At 71.7% G+C, this 16,567-nt stretch carries 13 protein-coding genes and 2 pseudogenes; 4 read left to right on the forward strand and 11 right to left on the reverse strand.

Annotated features, from left to right (window positions below; genetic code table 11):
• Positions 1–7 precede the first annotated feature (7 nt).
• Positions 8–1,285: a beta-ketoacyl-[acyl-carrier-protein] synthase family protein gene (locus OH735_RS02350; protein ID WP_406378999.1), complete on the reverse strand. Its 1,278-nt coding sequence runs from the start codon at positions 1,283–1,285 to the stop codon at positions 8–10.
• A 197-nt stretch (positions 1,286–1,482) separates the two neighbouring features.
• On the opposite strand from OH735_RS02350, the gene OH735_RS02355 reads away from it, so the two are divergent.
• Positions 1,483–2,790, forward strand: coding sequence for a hypothetical protein (locus OH735_RS02355; RefSeq protein ID WP_406379000.1), 1,308 nt, complete (start codon positions 1,483–1,485; stop codon positions 2,788–2,790).
• A 31-nt stretch (positions 2,791–2,821) separates the two neighbouring features.
• Here OH735_RS02355 and OH735_RS02360 read toward each other — a convergent pair whose 3' ends face one another.
• The 7 genes and pseudogenes from OH735_RS02360 to OH735_RS02390 form a co-directional block, all read right to left on the reverse strand.
• Positions 2,822–3,754: a carbohydrate kinase gene (locus OH735_RS02360; RefSeq protein ID WP_406379002.1), complete on the reverse strand. Its 933-nt coding sequence runs from the start codon at positions 3,752–3,754 to the stop codon at positions 2,822–2,824.
• Between the two features lie 221 nt (positions 3,755–3,975).
• Positions 3,976–4,239 (reverse strand): type B 50S ribosomal protein L31, encoded by a 264-nt coding sequence (locus OH735_RS02365; RefSeq protein ID WP_266744486.1) that lies wholly within the window; start codon positions 4,237–4,239, stop codon positions 3,976–3,978.
• 146 nt (positions 4,240–4,385) lie between these two features.
• On the reverse strand, positions 4,386–5,273 hold the full coding sequence (locus tag OH735_RS02370; protein ID WP_406379004.1) for an ABC transporter substrate-binding protein: 888 nt from the start codon (positions 5,271–5,273) through the stop codon (positions 4,386–4,388).
• A gap of 173 nt (positions 5,274–5,446) precedes the next feature.
• Positions 5,447–5,638 (reverse strand): annotated as a pseudogene (locus OH735_RS02375) (GNAT family N-acetyltransferase); the annotation flags it as partial.
• Positions 5,639–5,644: 6 nt separating this feature from the next.
• Entirely contained in the window at positions 5,645–7,273 is a 1,629-nt protein-coding gene (locus OH735_RS02380) for an IS200/IS605 family accessory protein TnpB-related protein (RefSeq protein WP_406379006.1), read from the reverse strand.
• Positions 7,274–7,448: 175 nt separating this feature from the next.
• Positions 7,449–7,883: pseudogene (locus OH735_RS02385) on the reverse strand (GNAT family N-acetyltransferase); the annotation flags it as partial.
• 173 nt (positions 7,884–8,056) lie between these two features.
• The gene (locus OH735_RS02390; RefSeq protein ID WP_406379008.1) at positions 8,057–8,932 is read right to left on the reverse strand and encodes a LysR family transcriptional regulator; all 876 of its coding nucleotides are present in this window, start codon (positions 8,930–8,932) and stop codon (positions 8,057–8,059) included.
• Positions 8,933–9,012: 80 nt separating this feature from the next.
• Here OH735_RS02390 and OH735_RS02395 point away from each other — a divergent pair, with 80 nt between their 5' ends.
• A complete protein-coding gene (locus tag OH735_RS02395) occupies positions 9,013–10,281 on the forward strand; it encodes an MFS transporter (protein WP_406379010.1) in 1,269 nt (422 codons plus the stop codon).
• Here OH735_RS02395 and OH735_RS02400 read toward each other — a convergent pair.
• Both OH735_RS02400 and OH735_RS02405 read right to left on the reverse strand, forming a co-directional pair.
• A complete protein-coding gene (locus tag OH735_RS02400) occupies positions 10,271–10,588 on the reverse strand; it encodes a cupin (protein WP_406379011.1) in 318 nt (105 codons plus the stop codon). The two genes, OH735_RS02395 and OH735_RS02400, sit on opposite strands and share 11 nt — an antisense overlap.
• Positions 10,576–11,115, reverse strand: a complete 540-nt coding sequence (locus OH735_RS02405) for a GNAT family N-acetyltransferase (protein WP_406379013.1) — start codon at positions 11,113–11,115, stop codon at positions 10,576–10,578. Before OH735_RS02405 ends, OH735_RS02400 begins: the two co-directional genes overlap by 13 nt.
• 278 nt (positions 11,116–11,393) lie before the next feature.
• Between OH735_RS02405 and pgm the strand changes: the two genes are divergently transcribed.
• Positions 11,394–13,034, forward strand: coding sequence for a phosphoglucomutase (alpha-D-glucose-1,6-bisphosphate-dependent) (gene pgm, locus OH735_RS02410; protein WP_406379015.1), 1,641 nt, complete (start codon positions 11,394–11,396; stop codon positions 13,032–13,034).
• Between the two features lie 193 nt (positions 13,035–13,227).
• Positions 13,228–15,333, forward strand: a complete 2,106-nt coding sequence (locus OH735_RS02415) for a SpoIIE family protein phosphatase (protein WP_406379017.1) — start codon at positions 13,228–13,230, stop codon at positions 15,331–15,333.
• A 144-nt stretch (positions 15,334–15,477) separates the two neighbouring features.
• On the opposite strand, the gene OH735_RS02420 is transcribed toward OH735_RS02415, so the two are convergent.
• Positions 15,478–16,212, reverse strand: a complete 735-nt coding sequence (locus OH735_RS02420; RefSeq protein WP_406379019.1) for a lamin tail domain-containing protein — start codon at positions 16,210–16,212, stop codon at positions 15,478–15,480.
• Between the last annotated feature and the right edge of the window lie 355 nt (positions 16,213–16,567).

The raw sequence follows: 16,567 nt of genomic DNA on the forward strand, positions 1-16,567 counted from the left end.
GAACGACTCAGCCGACGGCGAGGACACCGGGGGCCGTGGGCCGCGGACCGTCCGGGTCGACGCGCTGGAAGGCGAGCGCGACGTTGTGCCCGCCGAAGGCGAAGGAGTGGCTGAGCGCCCGCTCGACGTACTGCGGGCGGGGCTCCTTGACCACACAGTCGAGGTCGAACCCGTCCGGCAGCGAGTCCAGGTTGGCGATCGGCGGGACGAGGCCCTGCTCCAGGGTCAGTACGGTGGCCACCGCCTCGATCGCCCCGCCCGCCGCGAGGGTGTGCCCGAGCACGCCCTTGGGCGCCGTCACCGACGGCCGGTGCGGGAACAGGTCCGCGATGAGCTCCGTCTCCATCGCGTCGTTCAGCGGCGTCGACGTGCCGTGCGCATTGATGTGATCGATCTCGTGGGCCGCCCAGCCCGCCTCGTGCAGCGCGGCCTCCACGGCCCTGCGCGGCCCGGCTCCGTCCGGGGCCGGGGCCGTGGGGTGATGGGCGTCGGTGCCGGAGCCCGCACCGGTCAGCAGGGCGCGCGGCCGCCCGCCGCGGGCGTACACGGCGGGTGTCCGCTCCAGCACGAGCGCGGCGGCACCCTCACCGATCACGAATCCGTCCCGGTCCGCGGCGAACGGCCGCGATGCCCCGGCCGGATCGCCGCTGCGCCGGGAGAGCGCGCCCATGCCAGCGAAGGCGCTCACCACCAGCGGAGTCAGTACGGCTTCCGCGCCGCCCGCCACCACCACATCGCACCGGCCGCTCGTCAACAGGTCGCGGGCCACAGCGATCGCGGTCGCTCCGGACGCGCACGCCGTGGCCGGTGCCAGGCTCGGACCGTACGCCCGCAACGCGATGGCCACCTCCCCGGCGGCCGCGTTGGGCATCATCAACGGGACCAGGAGCGGTGACACCGCACCCGGCCCCTGGTCGTCCAGTTTGCGCACATTGTCGACGAGCGCGGACACCCCGCCCACACCGACACCCAGCACCACGCCGACCCGGCCGCCGTCCCACCGCTCCGGTGCCAGCCCGGCGTCCGCCACCGCCTGCCGGGCGGCGACCAGCGCCATCTTCACGAACCGCGCCATCCGCCACACCGCGCGGCCGCCAACGGCCTCGTCCAGATCGATCCCGTCCACCGGACAGGCGAAGTCGACGGGCAGTCCCGCCAGTTCGTCGCAGCGCCGGGCCACGGACACGCCGGCGCACAGTCCCGCCCAGAAGGTGTGCTCGTCCGCGCCGGCCGGCGTCACCAGCCCCATTCCCGTCACCGCGACACCCATGTCCGCCCGCCCCATGTTCCGCCCCCTCCGCCGTAATCGATCACGCCTACCGGTTGTCGAACGGCAGTAGCCCCGGCGAGGATGCGCTCAATGGGCCGAACGGGTCACCGATGGGCCGGGTGGACCGTCCGCGCGGCGCGTCCGGTACGCGCGTTCACCCGTTCGCAGCAGTCCACCGCGCTGTTCGCACCGGTGAGGGATCCCCTTGGGTCATGGAAGCGGACGACAACCCCTCGGAATCCCCCGACGCGCGCAAGGAACCTACGGAACTGGAGGCGCTGCGTGCCCGGGTGACGGCGCTGGAGGCCCATGCCCCGGCGCGGCACCGGCTGCGGGCCCGTTCGTTCCTCGCCGCGCTGCTCATCCTCGTCGCGGCCGTCCTCACACCGCTGAGCATCGTGTCCACGTGGGCGAAGAACCAGATCGGCGACACGGACAACTATGTGGCGATGATGGCGCCCCTCGCCTCCGATCCCGATGTGCAGGCCGCGGTGTCCGACCGCGTCACCGGCGCCGTCATGAAGCACCTCGACGTGAAGGCGTTATTGGCCGATGTCGCCCCCACGGACCGGCCGGTGGTCGACAAGGCGCTCACGCGCCTGAGCGGCCCCCTCACCGCGGGAGTCACGGGCTTCGTCCACGCAACCGTGGAGAAGTTCGTCACGAGCGATGCCTTCGCGACGCTCTGGACCGATCTCAACCGGGCCGCCCAGTCCGCGGCGCTGAAGGCACTGACCGGCAGCGGCAACGGGGCGGTGAAGCTCACGAACGACACCGTCACCATCGACCTGGCGCCCGTGATCGACCGGGTGAAACAACGCCTCGTCGACCGGGGACTGACGATCGCCGCGAAGATTCCCGAGATCCATACCGACTTCACCGTGCTCACCTCCGACGCGGTCGGCAAGGCCCAGAAGGGGTTCCGGGCCCTGCAGATCATCGGCTTCTGGCTGCCGCCGGTCACGCTGGTCCTGGCCGCGGGCGGGGTGCTGTTCGCGGCGCGCCGCCGTCGCGCCCTGGTCACGACGGCGCTCGCGGTCGCGGCGGGTGCCGCGGTGCTCGCGGTGGCCATGTGGCTGGGCCGCGCGTTCTACCTCGACACTCTCCCGCCCGAGGTGTCGCAGCCGGCGGCCGGTTCCGTCTTCGACGCCCTGGCCGGCCCGGCGCGCACCCTGGTCCGGATGGTGATCACGCTCGGCATCGTGGTGGCGCTCGCCGCGTGGCTCACCGGGGCCGGCCACGCCGCCACTCGCGTCGACGCCATGTGGAGCGGCGGCATCCGTGCGGTACGGGACGCGGCGGGTGTCAGCGGCGGCCCGGTCGGCAGGTGGGTGCACCGGGCCAGGGCCTGGCTGAACTGGACGGTGGTCGTGGTGGCCGCCGCGGTCCTGGTGGTGTGGAACCGGCCGACCGGCCTGGTCACCGTGTGCATCGCGCTGTGCGCGCTGTTCGCTCTCGCCGTCGTCGAGTTCCTCGACGGCGACCGCACGCCGCGTCCGGCGGTGCCCGGACTCCGGTGAGCTCGGAGCAGGCCCTGCTGCACCGTCGTGTTCAGCTCCGGGCGAGGGCCGCCTTCAACTCCCCCTCGTCCGGCGGGTTGGCGCCGGCCCGTGCGACGGTCACGGCGGCACAGGCCGCGGCGTGGCGCAGGACCTCGGTCACGGTGGCCCGGTCCAGCGAACGCAGCCGTTCACGGCCGGCCGCGCCGAGCAGTCCGTGCGCGGCGAGGGCGTGCAGGGTGCCCGACATGAAGGCGTCGCCCGCCCCCACCGTGTCGACCACGTCGGCGGGCAGCGCGTCGATCGTCACCTGCCCGCCGCGGAGGACGGCGAGGGCACCGTCGCGTCCCCGGGTGACGAGGACGAGGGCCGGGCCACTGGCGAGCCACCGCTCGGCGACCTCCCGCGCGTCCCGGCCCGGGTAGAGCCATTCCAGGTCCTCGTCGCTGGCCTTGACCACGTCGCTGAATGCGACGCAGCGCTCCACCTGGCGGACGGCCGCGTCGTGGTCCCCCATCAGTTCGGGTCGCACATTGGGGTCGTAGCTGACGGTCGCGGCCGCCCGCAGCGACTCGACGGCGGCGAGGACGGTGGCCGCACCGGGTGCCATCACCGTCGCGAGGGATCCGGTGTGGACATGGTGCGGCGGCCGGTCCGGGGTCACCGGGGCGAGCGTCCAGGTGATGTCGAAGGTGTATGCGGCCCGGCCGCCGTCGTCCAGGGTCACGGCGGCGGACGGGGTGGGCGCCGTTGCACCGTCCGTGCGGACCTCGACCCCGGCAGCGGCCAGGTGGTCCCTGATCAGCCGTCCGTTGTCGTCCGGGCCGAGCTGGGTGAGCAGGGAGGTGCCGTACCCGAGCCTGGCCAGGCCGTACGCTACGTTGGCCGGGCTGCCTCCCGGGTGGACCTGATCGGCCGCACCCGGCAGCCGGACGATGTCGGCGACGCATTCGCCGATGACCAGCAGGTCGAGTCTGTCGAGCATGAGGGTGGGGTCTCCTGGAGTGCGGTGACGAGGGTGTCCTGGTCCCGGGCCCGGATGTTGTGGGCAGGTCACGACGGCCGGACGGTATCAAGGGCGTGACGGACGAAGTCCCCCGGCCCTGTGGGGGGGCCGGGGGACTTCGTCCGTACGGGGCCGGGTTCAACTCCGTACGCGATCGGGTTCAACTCCGTACGCGGGTCGGGTTCGGGTCCGTACGCGGATCAGGAGGCGTCCTTGCGCCCCTCCTCCCCGTACCGCCGCTCGAACTTGGCCACCTGTCCTTCGGAGTCGACCACACGGGCCTTCCCGGTGAAGAACGGGTGGCTCTCCGCGGAGATCTCCACGTCGATGACGGGGTAGCTGTTCCCGTCGTCCCAGTCGATCGTCTGCTCGCTCGACGCGGTGGACCGGGTCAGAAAGGCGTAGCCCGCCGAACGGTCGCGGAAGACCACGGGACGGTAGGGCGGGTGCTTGTCCTGCTGCATGCCTGCTCCTGGGGACGTGCGGGGTCGGCTCGGGGCGCTCCTGGCCAGCCTCGCGAACCGGGACGCCCGGCGCGATCGCTGACGTCCGTACGGGGCATCGGCACACGCGGGCGGGCGAGAGCGGCGACGCCCTGGGGCCGCGCACCTCATCGCGGGTGGGCGGCGGCCTCCAGCGCGTCGGCCACGAGTGTCAGGAATCGTGCGTGGGCCTGCGGGCTGCAGACCGGCTCCGGGTTCCAGGGCAGTACGTGGGCGGCGCGCTCGATCGCCGCCCACTCCGCGTATCTCCGGAGTTCGTCGAGGGGGGTGGCGTTGGACCGGATGTCGGCGAGCACGACGGCGGGGCGCAGCACCGCGGCCTCCGCCCAGCCGACCGTGGACCAGTTCGCGCCGGGCCCGTCCGCCGGTTCCACGAGGTCGACGCCGAGTTCGGCCAGCACGCGCAGTTCGGGCCACATGCGGGGGCGGGCGAGATGCGTCCGGTCGTCCCCGGCCGGGGAGAGGGCGACCACCCGGGGCCGGTCGGGTCCGGCGGAGAGCATGCGCAGCCGCTCCCGGGCGGCGTCCAGGTCCCTGGTCGCCGTCGTGGCTCGCCCGGCGCCGAGCGATCGGGCCAGTTGTGCGAACCGGTCGCCGATCTCCGCGAGGGTACGTGCCTGGCCGACGTCGATGGCGACGACCGGGACGTGCTCCTCCAGATGCTTGGCGGTCTCCGGGGCGAGCCCGTAGACCTGCCCGCCGCCGTAGCTGACGGCCACCACAAGATCCGGGTCACCGCCCAGCAGCGTGTCCACGTCCAGGGTGCTGCCCGCGCCGAGGTAGCGGACCTCGGTCAACGACAACGATCCGGTCTTCGCCGGGTCCGGCACGGTGCGATCGTCATGATCGGAGCCGAATATCGCGCTCGGGCGTATCCCGTGGTCCCACAGGGTCGCTCCGGCCTGGACATAGGCGAGCACCCGCGTCGGGCGCCGCCCAGCGGTCGACAACTGTCCACGATCGTCGGAGAACTGCCACACGGTCTGCTCCCTCACGTCACACGTACCTCGCCGGCGGCCACTGCGCCCCGTCTTCCGGGCCGCACACCAGTACCTGCCCAGCGAACCCTCGCGGCACCCCCCTGCGCGGCCCGTCCGACGCATGTGACGCGAAGACTTCCGCGCATGGCCGGGACACGGGGCCTCTCCCCGCCGATGGCAACGGTCCGCTACAGGTCCGCTTCGGTCGTGTGCCCCAGGTAGGTGAGCGGCTCGGGGTCCGGTACCTGGAGCTCAACGAAACCGAGCCGGTCGTAGAAGGTCCTGGCAGGGGTGTTGGCCGTGAGCATGGACAGGTGCACGGCCTCCACTCCCTTGGCCCGCAGGACGGCCAGGAACCTGCGCATCAGCGCCTTGCCGTACCGTTCCTAGCCAGTGCGCATGAGTGGGTCCTGGACCCACTGATGTGTACTGGGCGCATCCCGAACGGTGTTAGATGCACTCGGTCCCCGCTTTCGCGTCCCGTTCGGCGGCACGCCTCCAGGGGCGTGGTCCGTTGCGGGTGGGCGGGTTCCGTCACGCCCTCGGATACCTGGTCTGGCCTGGGCGGTCCGATGCCCCGCACGATCACTCCGGTCGTGTGGGGGCGGTGCCGTCCGACGCCGGACCGGGTGTCCGAGGGCGCGTCGTCCGATCGCGATGCCGGCGGCATCGTGACGGGACATTCTGCGGTGCGGGGTGGCCAGTGGTTTCTGCCAGTGCTGGGCACCCCACATCGAGGTGTAGGCGGGGTCGACCGCGACGATACTCAGGCCGTGTTCGGCGGCCATGGAGACCAGCCGGGCCTTGAGCTTCCCGGTCGGAATGCCGGAGATGAGCTGCCGGAACCGTTTCCTGCGGCCGTGCTTCTCGCGAGTCTTCTCGGTCGTGAAGTCGAGGTCTTCGATGGCGATCGCGGTAACACCGGCCTGCTTGGCCCAGTGGAGCAGGCGGGTCAGGGCGTGGCGGATCTGGGCGTCGCGGTGAGCGGTGGTGCCGGAGAGGTCGTAGGGGAAGTGGTGCGGGTTGCCGATGGGGTTGCCGTGTGGGTCAAGGTGGTAGGCGGCGAAGTGGTCGGCGTTGGTGTCGACGCCGACCAAGCCCCGGGCCCGGGCCGTCTCCAGCGGGATGGTCTTCACGACGGGGCGTTGCCAGGACGCGGTGAGGTACCAGCGGCCACGGTCCACGGCGCGGTGGATGCGGTAGGCGACGGACCGGTTCGCGGTGATGCGGTCGGCCCACTCCACGCCGCGGTGCGCGAACGCCACGGTCGAGGTGAGGGTGTACCGGCCGTGCTTGGCGTTGGCCAGGTGCGCGAGCGGGGCGGGCAGTTTGATGCTGACCTCGCCGTCCGGGGTGACACGGATTGTTTCGTTCCCGAACCGCTTCCCCGACTCGCCGTCGGCGGCGATGAACCAGCGCTCCGCCTCCCAGCGTTCCCGCCACTGCTCCTCGGTCAGCCGGGCCTGGGTGAGGTGGTGGCGGGTGTTGAGGAGGCGTTTACCGCCCCGCACGACCCGGACGCGTCCGGCCTGCCGGTCACGGACCGCGGTAGCATGCCGCGCTTCCAACGCCGCGAGACGGCGGGACTTGTGGAACCACTCACCCTGGGAGCGGTAACCGCCCGCGGCCTGCTTCGTGCCCTTCTGCCCGATCGGGAGGGACAGGCGGTACCGCAGTGTCCTGATCCCGGCTTCCAGATTCCGGATGTGCGCCGCCTGACAGCGCCGGGCGAGCGCCCACTGATCGTGTGTGGCTTTGGTGATCGCACCGGCGATCCGCGACGACGACTGTGCGGTCAGGTCCCGCTTGCGCGAAGCCCAGGTCTCCGCGCCGTGCTCCAGCCCATCCGCACAACGGGCCCTGAGGTCGCGGGAAGCCAGACGCCCCTGATGCTCACCGACCGCACGCAGAACCTTCTCGTCCTGGGGCATGAGGTGCTTGAGACGGTCCCGGACCGCCACCCCGCAAGGCCCGGACACCACGAACGGCGCCGCCAACTCCCGTACACCACCCACCACAACACCCCCTCCCACGAGACCGGACACCCGCTACCCAGCCCAACGAGCACCAGCCGCCAAGGTCACCCATACGGCCCCAGAACCCCCGTTCCCACCCCATGAAGCCGCCGACAGGACCCACTCCTGCTCACTAAAACTCACTTCAGCTCAGCAAACCGACAGCAGCTCACAACCCCTTCCGCTGCCACGCGGGCAGCAGATCGATGTGCAAGTGGGCGGGATGGGCGGCCAGTTCGGGAACGATCACCGCTCCGGGGCGTGCAGAAGGACGGTCATTTCCTCGCTGGGGGTGCGCGGCGGGCCGTCCGGTTCCGGGAATCGGTCCGCTACGAGGGGCAGCCACCGCTTGCGGAACTCCGTCACGAAGCGCGCCGTGTCGGCGGTCCCCAACGATGTGGCCGACCGCCCGGCCCGTACCGTCGTCGATCACGAAAGCCAGATCGGGTTCGAGGTACACGTACGGCGCGGCGAAGATTGACGGCATCAGCTCCGGATCCGGGTACAGATGCCGGGAGTCGCAGCCGTTGTCGGCCGTCCGGACGCAGATGTCCGCGAGGGCCGCGCGGCCGTCGGGGTGGTAGGCCCGTGGGCCGGCGGGCTGGGTCATCGCCTCATCCTGCCGAGCCCGGGAGCGCTCCCACAAGGCTCGGGGAGAATTTCTTCGTAACCTCGGACGCCGCGTCGGTGTACGAGGCCGCCGTCGACCGTACGCAGAACACGGCCGAGCAGGACTTCCTGCGGCATCGCCTCCGGGCGCTGCCGGAGGACTGAACGGAATCCTCAGCCGGTATCGACACCGAGCCCGGTCAGGAACGCCGCGGCGGCCGGGGCGGGGCGGAAGCGGCTCCAGACCAGCCGTTCCGTGCGGGCGGGCGCATCACGGACGGGCAGCACATGTACGCCGGGCAGTTCCGCCGCGAAGGCGGCCGGCAGCATGGCGATGCCGAGTCCGCTGCGGACCAGCCGCACGATGAAGTCGGTGCCGCTGACCTCGAACGCCACCTCGCGGGTGAGCCCCATCGCCGCGAACGCCTCCTCCGACTGTGCCCGGGCCGCCGTGCCGTCGGGGTAGTCGACGAACATCTCCTTCGCCAGCCGTTCCAGCCCCACTTCCGCCTTCCCCGCCAGGGGGTGGGTGGGGGCGACGACTGCGACGAGTTCGCCCGTGGCGAGCTCGTGATCGCTCACGCCCTTCGGCCGGTAGCTCGGCAGCACGCCCAGGAACGCCACGTCGAGCGTGCCGTCCCGTACCTCCTGGACCAGGTCCTTGCTCGCCCCGTCCCGCAGGACGATGTGCACCTTCGGGCAGCGGAGGTGGAACGCGCGCAGCGCGGCCGGGATGTCGACCGCGGAAACGGTCGGGATGGCTCCGACCGCGAGGCGGCCGTGGACCTCCCCCGTCGTGGCGGCGACCTCGGCCCGGGCCCGCTCCGCCGCGTCCAGCGCCTGCCTGGCCTCCGGCAGGAACGCCTCGCCCGCCGCGGTGAGCCGCACCTGACGGCTGGTGCGGTCGAAGAGCCGGGCGCCCAACTCCTTCTCCAGCCGGGCGATCTGATGGCTCAGCGCGGACTGGACGACCAGGCACCTCTTCGCGGCGCGGGTGAAGCTGCCCAGTTCTGCCACCGCGACGACGTACCGCATCTGCTGAAGTTCCATCCATTCATCGTGAACCACGATCGATGAAATGAAAAACATGTGTTGGACTCATCGATGGCGGATCCCAGACGCTGAGGGACATGGCTCATTCCACCCACGGGACGCGCGGCCGGGCCGTCCCGCGCACGCTCCCCGATCCACCCGCGCCCGGTCGCGGCCTGGTCCTGCTGATGGCCCTTTCCGCCGGGCTCTCGGCCGCCGGAAACTACTTCGCGCAGCCGCTGCTCGACGTCATCGAGCTGAATCTGCACATCGGTGTCACCGCGGCGGGGCTGATCGTGACCGCCGCCCAGGCCGGGTACGCGCTGGGCCTGATCCTGCTCGTTCCCCTCGGGGACGTCATGGACCGCCGGCGGCTCGCGGTGTTCCTGTTCGCGCTCACCGCCTTCTTCCTCCTGGTGACGGCCGCGGCCCCCACCGGTCCCCTGCTGATCGCCGGAACCCTGCTCACCGCGCTGACCTCTGTCGGGGCACAGGTTGTGGTGCCGTTCGCGGCGGCCCTCGCAGCTCCGGCCGAACGCGGCAGGATCGTCGGCGTCGTCATGTCCGGTGTCCTGCTCGGCGGGCTGTTTGGACGACTGGCCTCCGGTGCGCTGTCCGAGCTCGGTGGCTGGCGGACGGCGTACTGGGTGAACGCGCTACTCATGGCCGTCATGGCGATACTCCTGCACAACCGGCTCCCCCGGTTGCCCCGGCCGCGCGACGCTGCGCCGATGCCGTACACCGGACTGCTGCGCTCCACGCTGGCCCTGCTGCGGCAGGAACCCCTGCTGCGGTGGCGGGCGGCCATCGGCGCCTTCTCCATGGCCTCGTACAGCGTGCAGTTGACCGCGCTGACGTTCCTGCTGACCCGGTCCCCCTTCCACTGGAACGCGGCGGCCATCGGACTGTTCGGGCTGGTGGGCGTCATCGGTGTCGTGGGCATGAACATCGCGGCGCGGCTGAGCGACCGCGGCCGGGTGCAGCCGGTATCGGGCACGGCGGCCGCGCTCCTCACGCTCTCGTGGCTGCCGCTGCTGGCCGGCGAGTCCTCGCTGCTGTGGCTGGCGGTCGGGGTGATCTCGCTGAACATCGCCCAGCAGGCGGGGCTCAACAGCGGTCAGACCGTGATCTACGCGCTCCGCCCGGAGGCCCGCAACCGGATCAACTCCGGATTCATGACGCTGTTCTTCCTCGGCGGTGCGGCCGGCGCCGCCCTGGCCTCGGTGGTCTGGTCGCGGGCGGGCTGGAGCGGCATCTGCCTTCTGGGTGGTTCGCTGGCCGCCGGAAGCCTCGTCCTGTGGGTTCTGGAGCGCGTCCGGATGGCGGCCTCCGCCACACGTCGCGGGACCGTCTCCGTCACTCGTTGACGGCTGTCAGCAGCACCACGGCGTCCTCCAGCGCCAGCAGTCCGTGCCGCTCCTGCGGAACCGGCTGGAGCGCTCCGGCGCTCAGCTCCACATCGCCCGAGGCCGCCGTGACGCGCACCCTGCCGCGGAGCACCTGGAGGGAGGCCGCGGCGGGTGCGTTGTGCTCGTCGAGGGCGAAGCCCGAGGCGAGGGCGATGACGGTCTGGCGCAGGGGTTCCTGATGCAGCAGGCGGTGGGCGCTGCGGCCGTGCGCGGAGGCGCGGGCCGCGGCCAGATGCTCGTCGGCGAGGGCATTCAGATCGTCCATATGCCCACTGTGCCGCAGCCCCCGCGCCCCCGCGATCCTGCCGGAGGCCCGTCCGCCGTCCACCGGTATCTCACATCCGGTTCCTTCTCCTCGTTGCGGCTGCCGTCGTCGAACTCGACCGCGGTGAATCCGTATCGCTCGTAGAAGGCACGGGCGGCGGTGTTGCGCTGGAAGACGTACAGGGTGAGCCCGTCGGGAGCGGTCTCGCGCGCCTTGGCCAGGAGCAGGGAGCCGATGCCCCGACGACGTACCTCGGGTCGCAGATACAGGTGTTCCAGCTCGGTTCCGTCGAGGGAGGCGAAACCCAGCACCTCCCCGGTCCCCGTCTCGGCGATCCACACCGTTGTTCCGAGCAGGACGACATGGGTCATCCAGGCGAGCGTGTCCTCGTCGCTGTGCACCTTCGGGAGGTACGGCATGGACGCGGCGCGGGAGTCGAGGAAGAGCCGGGTGAGCGGCCCCGCGTCCTCGGCGGTGGCCTCGCGCAACAGGACGCGGCCCGCGGGTGCGGACTCGTTCGGTGCCATCGCTCGTCTCCTCTCTTCCTGCATTTCGTCCGAAACCCGGCGGTTCGTCCGGAACCCCGTTCGTCCCGGTCCCGCCACGTGTCGCCGTCGGGCGGTGGACCGCTCGTCGTCGTGGACGAACCTATGCCGGGGCCGCGCGGTGCCTCAACAGGAATTGCGCTGCACCTCCGGGCCCGGCCTTCCGTGCCGACGGCGGGGCAGTCGCGGACCGGTGCGGGCCACCCGCGAAAATGGCGCGGGGCAGATCTCAACGACCGACCGATACGGAGGAGTGGCAGATGCCGCACGAACGAGCTGGACAGCCGGCGCAGCCGGAGGATCTCACCGATGTGGCCCGGCTGGTGACCGCGTATTACTCGCTGCATCCGGATCCGTCCGTGCCGGACCAGCGGGTGGCGTTCGGTACCTCCGGCCACCGCGGGTCGTCCACGGCCGCCGCGTTCAACGAGGATCACATCGCCGCCACCAGCCAGGCGATCAGCGAGTACCGGGCGCGGCAGGGCACGGACGGGCCGCTCTTCCTCGGCGCCGACACCCACGCCCTGTCGGAACCCGCCAGGATCACCGCCATCGAGGTGTTCGCCGCCAATGACGTGACCGTGCTCATCGATCCGGCCGACGGCTACACCCCGACCCCGGCGGTGTCGCTCGCCGTCCTCACCCACAACCGGGGCCGGACCTCGCGGCTCGCCGACGGTGTGGTGGTCACGCCGTCCCACAACCCACCCGGCGACGGCGGGTTCAAGTACAACCCGCCCAACGGCGGCCCGGCCGGGTCCGAGGCCACCGGCTGGATCCAGGAACGGGCCAACGAGATCATCGCGGCCGGCCTGAAGGACGTCCGCCGGCTGCCCTACGCCCGCGCACGGGCGGCGTCGACCACCGGGACGTACGACTTCCTCAGCGGCTACGTCGGCGATCTGCCGTCCGTGCTCGACCTGGACGCGATCCGCTCGGCCGGGGTGCGGATCGGTGCCGATCCGCTGGGCGGCGCGTCGGTCGCGTACTGGGGCCGGATCGCGGAACAGCACCGGATCGATCTGACCGTGGTCAATCCCCTGACCGACCCCACCTGGCGGTTCATGACGCTGGACTGGGACGGAAAGATCCGGATGGACTGCTCCTCGCCGTACGCCATGGCCTCGCTGATCGACCGGCGCGACCGGTACCAGATCGCGACCGGGAACGACGCGGACGCCGACCGGCACGGCATCGTGACCCCCGACGCCGGGCTGATGAACCCGAACCACTACCTCGCCGTCGCCATCGACTACCTGTTCGCCCACCGCGAGCAGTGGCCGGCCACCGCGGGCATCGGCAAGACGCTGGTCTCCTCGGGAATGATCGACCGGGTCGCCGCCGGTCTCGGCCGTGAACTCGTCGAGGTGCCGGTCGGCTTCAAGTGGTTCGTCGACGGCCTGGTCGGCGGATCGCTCGGGTTCGGCGGCGAGGAGTCGGCCGGGGCTTCGTTCCTGCGCCGCGACGGATCGGTGTGGACGACCGACAAGGACGGCATCATCATGGCGCTGCTCGCCTCGGAGATCCTCGCGGTGACGGGCAAGTCGCCGTCGGAGCACTACGCGGTGCTCACCGCCCGGTTCGGCGAACCGGCGTACGCCCGGATCGACGCCCCCGCCGACCGGGAGCAGAAGGCGGTGCTCGGGCGCCTGTCCCCCGAGCAGGTCACGGCCGACACCCTGGCCGGCGAACCGGTCACGGCCGTGCTGACGGAGGCACCCGGCAACGGCGCACCCATCGGCGGCATCAAGGTGACCACCGAGAACGCCTGGTTCGCGGCCCGCCCCTCGGGCACGGAGGACGTCTACAAGATCTACGCCGAGTCGTTCCTCGGCAGCGACCATCTCGGCCGGGTGCAGGAGGAGGCCAGGGCCGTCGTCTCCGCGGCCCTCGACGCCTGAGTCCGGCCGGAGCCACCCCGAGCGTGGTCCACGACAGGGATCGATGGCGGGGTCGGGAGGCTCCGGCCGTTCGGCGTGGCCGGTGACGGTTCGCCCGTCTGCCACCGACCGGTGGCGCGGCGCGCGGGGTGCGTCGACGCTTGCTGCTACCCGCCGCTCCAGCAGGCGGGCGCAGCCTGATGGGGGTGAATCCGTGTCGGACGCCGGTGCACCGGACCCCGCGTCGCAGGCGGTCGAGGGCATGGGAGCAGCGGTCCTCGACACCCTGTTCGCCCAGTCGGCGGTGGGCCTGCACGTGCTGGACACCCGGCTGCGGGTGGTGCGGGCGAACACCCTGTCCGGCGCCGTCCCCGACGAGCGCCTCGTGGGGCGTCACTTCACCGAGGCGTACCACGTCGAAAGACCGGACGAGGCGGAGCGCGTCCTGCGCCACGTGCTGGACAGCGGCGTCGCCGTGCACGATCAGGTGATCCGCGGCCGGCCCGTCGACTCCACCGGCCGAAGCCGCAGCCTCATGGTGTCCGTCTACCGGCTGAACGATGCGGACGGTCGCGCCCTGGGGCTGCTCGCCGCCGTCGTCGACGTCGATGAGCAGGAGAAGACGCGCGCCCGGGCGGCCTGCCTCACCGCGGTGCGCACGCGGGTGGGCAGGTCGCTCGATGTGGAGGCCACCTGCGAGGGACTCGTCGAGGCCGTCGTTCCGGCGTTCGCCGACCTCGCCGTGGTCGAGGTGGTGGATGACGTCCTGCGCGGCTCGGATCCGACGCCGGGGCCGCTGAAGCCCGATGTCCCCCTGCGTCGCGCGGCCGTTCGAGGTCTCGGCGTGGACGGGTACCGGAGCGACCTCGTCGGAGAGACGCGCCGGTTGCCCGACCGTACGCCGTACTCCCTGGCGGCATCGGACCTGAAGCCCCGTCTCGTCCGGATCGACGCCCGGACGCCGTGGCTCGAAGCGGACCCCGAGAGCGCCCGGCTGATCGAAGCGACCCGGGCGCACTCCTTGATCGTGGTGCCGCTGAAGCTGCACGGCACGGTCCTCGGTCTGGTGAGTCTCTTCCGGTGCCGGGGGACGGAACCCTACGAGGAGAACGATCTCCCGCTGGCGCTGACAGCGGCCGCTCACGTCGCCCTGAGCATCGACAACGCGCGGCGCTACGCTCGCGACCACGCGATCGCGTCGACGGTGCAGCGCCGGCTCCTTCCTCAGGACAACGGCGGCGGCATTTCCGTGGAGACGGCACATGTCCTGCTGCCCGGGCGCAACAGCGGCTGCTGGTTCGACACCATCGGCCTCTCGGGCGCGCGCACCGCCCTGATCGTCGGCAATGTCGAGGCGCCCGGCCTCCAGGCAGCCATCACCATGGGGCAGTTGCGGACCGTCATCCACGCGCTGGCCGGTCTCGATCTGGAGCCGGACGAGGTGCTGGCCAGGCTGGCCGACACCGCCGGCCGGCTGGCCGACGAGCGGGCCGCGCTGCCGCCCGGCGACTGGCTGCACAGGCAACCATCCACGGCGACCTGCGTGTACGCCGTCTACGACCCGTTCTCCCGCACCTGCACCGTGGCCCGGTCGGGTCATCCGTCGCCCGTCCTCGTCACCCCGGACGGCACCACGACCACCCTCGATGTCCCCGACGGGCCCTCGCTGTTCTCCAACGACACTTCGCCGTTCGCCACCGCTGCCTTCGAGCTCGACGCAGACAGCGTTCTGGCGTTCTTCACCGGAACCCTCCTAGCCGACGGGGAGTCCACGGATCAGGTACGGGAGGCACTCGCGCGGCCCGGCCGGAATCTGCAGGACCTGTGCGACGACGTGGTCTACAACCTGCCGGCCGAGGCCTACCCGGAGGGCGCCGCGCTCCTCCTCGCCCGTACCGGCGTCGTTCCCTCCGACCGGGTCGCGACCTGGGAACTGGCCCATGACCGGACCACTCCCGCCATCTCCCGTACGCTCGTGCGCGACCGGCTCGACGGCTGGGGCGTGGACGAGGCGACGACCGACGCGACCGAACTCATCGTGAGCGAACTGATCACCAACGCGGTCCGCTACGGCACCCCTCCGCTGCAGCTGCGACTGATCCTGGACCGCACGCTCACCTGCGAAGTACACGACAGCAGCCGGGTGTCGCCCCATCTGCGCCATGCGCGCACCGTCGACGAGGGCGGCCGCGGACTGTACATCGTCTCCCGGCTCGCCACCCACTGGGGCACCCGCTACAGCAGCGACGGCAAGGCCCTGTGGACCGAACAGGAGCTCCCGCCCGTCACGGTCGACCCGTCCGTGGCAGACGATTCCTGACCTCGGTGTGCGGCACCGCTGCGCGGGGCGTCCGACGGTCTGCGACACGTGCGGCGCCCCGCGGCCGGGTGGGCCGCGGGGCGCCGCGATCAGGGTGGTGGCGGCCGTTCCGGGGACGGGGACGGGGAGCGGGCGCCGGTGGGGTCAGTCGCGACCGTCGTCGTAGTGGTTACGGCCGTCGCGGTCGTCGCTGCGTCCGTGATCCCGGCCCTGGTGACCACTACGTCCGTCGCGGTCGTCGCGGCCGTCGCGGTCGTCGCCACGTCCGTGATCCCGGCCCTGGTGACCACTACGGCCGTCGCGGTCGTCGCCACGTCCGTGATCCCGGCCCTGGTGACCGTTACGTCCGTCGCGGTCGTCGCGGCCGTCGCGGTCGTCCCGGTCGTCGCGGTCGCGGTCGCGGCCCCAGGACTTCGAGTCGACTCTGCGGCCGTTCGCGTCCCGCAGTGTCGCCGTGTCGCGGGCGTCCCAGACCTGCCTGCGGAGGTCCTGGTAGACGTCGCGGTCGGTGTCGCGGCCGATTCCGGTGTGCACGCGCACGGAGGAGCGGCCGGCCAGGCGCAGGTCGAAGCGGTAGGTGCGGTGGCTCTCGTCGCTCAGGGTCCAGCCGCGGAGGCTGACCGAGTGGCGGCCGGTGTTGGTGACGGTGACCCATTCTCTGTTGAGGCTGCGGTTGGAGCCGTTGTCACGACCGGGGCTGTTGTACTGGATCTCGCCCAGGACCACCGCCGAACGCTCGTGGGTCCGGCCGTGACCGTGGCCGCGGTCACGACCGTGCCCGTGGTCGTGATCCGCTGCGGTCGCCGGGAGTGCGGCGACGGCCACCAGAGCGCCGGAAGCGAGAACAGCGGCGGTGAACCGCCGTGCGGAACGGGACATGAATACCCCTCGGGTACGGGCCCGGACCCCTGCGGCCCGAGCGTTGTTCGGTCCCGGCCTGTTGCCGGGAACGCACACTGTGGCCCGGTGACCCGAGCCGGGGAAGGCGCCCTGACACATGTCACGAAGTGCGGACATTTCCGTCACACACGTCTGCACCGGGCACGCATGCCGGCCGCGCGAGTACCTGTCAACCACTGCCCGCTACATCCACCCGGCCGACACCGCACCGGCGCAGTCGGCGGTGCCCCCGAGCGCGGGGCGCACGACCGCGCACACCCCGCGCGAGCCCCCGGGAATTCCGTAACAGCCGCCGACCACGCAGCTTTGAACCCACGTTCCCTTACCCGCGGAA

The organism is Streptomyces sp. NBC_01618 (genome assembly GCF_045209435.1).
GTDB lineage: Bacteria > Actinomycetota > Actinomycetes > Streptomycetales > Streptomycetaceae > Streptomyces.

What these genes read in the sequence shown, in the direction of transcription:
- OH735_RS02350 (WP_406378999.1), bottom strand. Translation starts at nt 1,285, where the DNA reads ATGGGGCGGGCGGACATGGGTGTCGCGGTGACGGGAATGGGGCTGGTG.
- OH735_RS02355 (WP_406379000.1), top strand. Translation starts at nt 1,483, where the DNA reads ATGGAAGCGGACGACAACCCCTCGGAATCCCCCGACGCGCGCAAGGAA.
- OH735_RS02360 (WP_406379002.1), bottom strand. Translation starts at nt 3,754, where the DNA reads ATGCTCGACAGACTCGACCTGCTGGTCATCGGCGAATGCGTCGCCGAC.
- OH735_RS02365 (WP_266744486.1), bottom strand. Translation starts at nt 4,239, where the DNA reads ATGCAGCAGGACAAGCACCCGCCCTACCGTCCCGTGGTCTTCCGCGAC.
- OH735_RS02390 (WP_406379008.1), bottom strand. Translation starts at nt 8,932, where the DNA reads ATGGAACTTCAGCAGATGCGGTACGTCGTCGCGGTGGCAGAACTGGGC.
- OH735_RS02395 (WP_406379010.1), top strand. Translation starts at nt 9,013, where the DNA reads ATGGCTCATTCCACCCACGGGACGCGCGGCCGGGCCGTCCCGCGCACG.
- OH735_RS02400 (WP_406379011.1), bottom strand. Translation starts at nt 10,588, where the DNA reads ATGGACGATCTGAATGCCCTCGCCGACGAGCATCTGGCCGCGGCCCGC.
- OH735_RS02405 (WP_406379013.1), bottom strand. Translation starts at nt 11,115, where the DNA reads ATGGCACCGAACGAGTCCGCACCCGCGGGCCGCGTCCTGTTGCGCGAG.
- pgm (WP_406379015.1), top strand. Translation starts at nt 11,394, where the DNA reads ATGCCGCACGAACGAGCTGGACAGCCGGCGCAGCCGGAGGATCTCACC.
- OH735_RS02420 (WP_406379019.1), bottom strand. Translation starts at nt 16,212, where the DNA reads ATGTCCCGTTCCGCACGGCGGTTCACCGCCGCTGTTCTCGCTTCCGGC.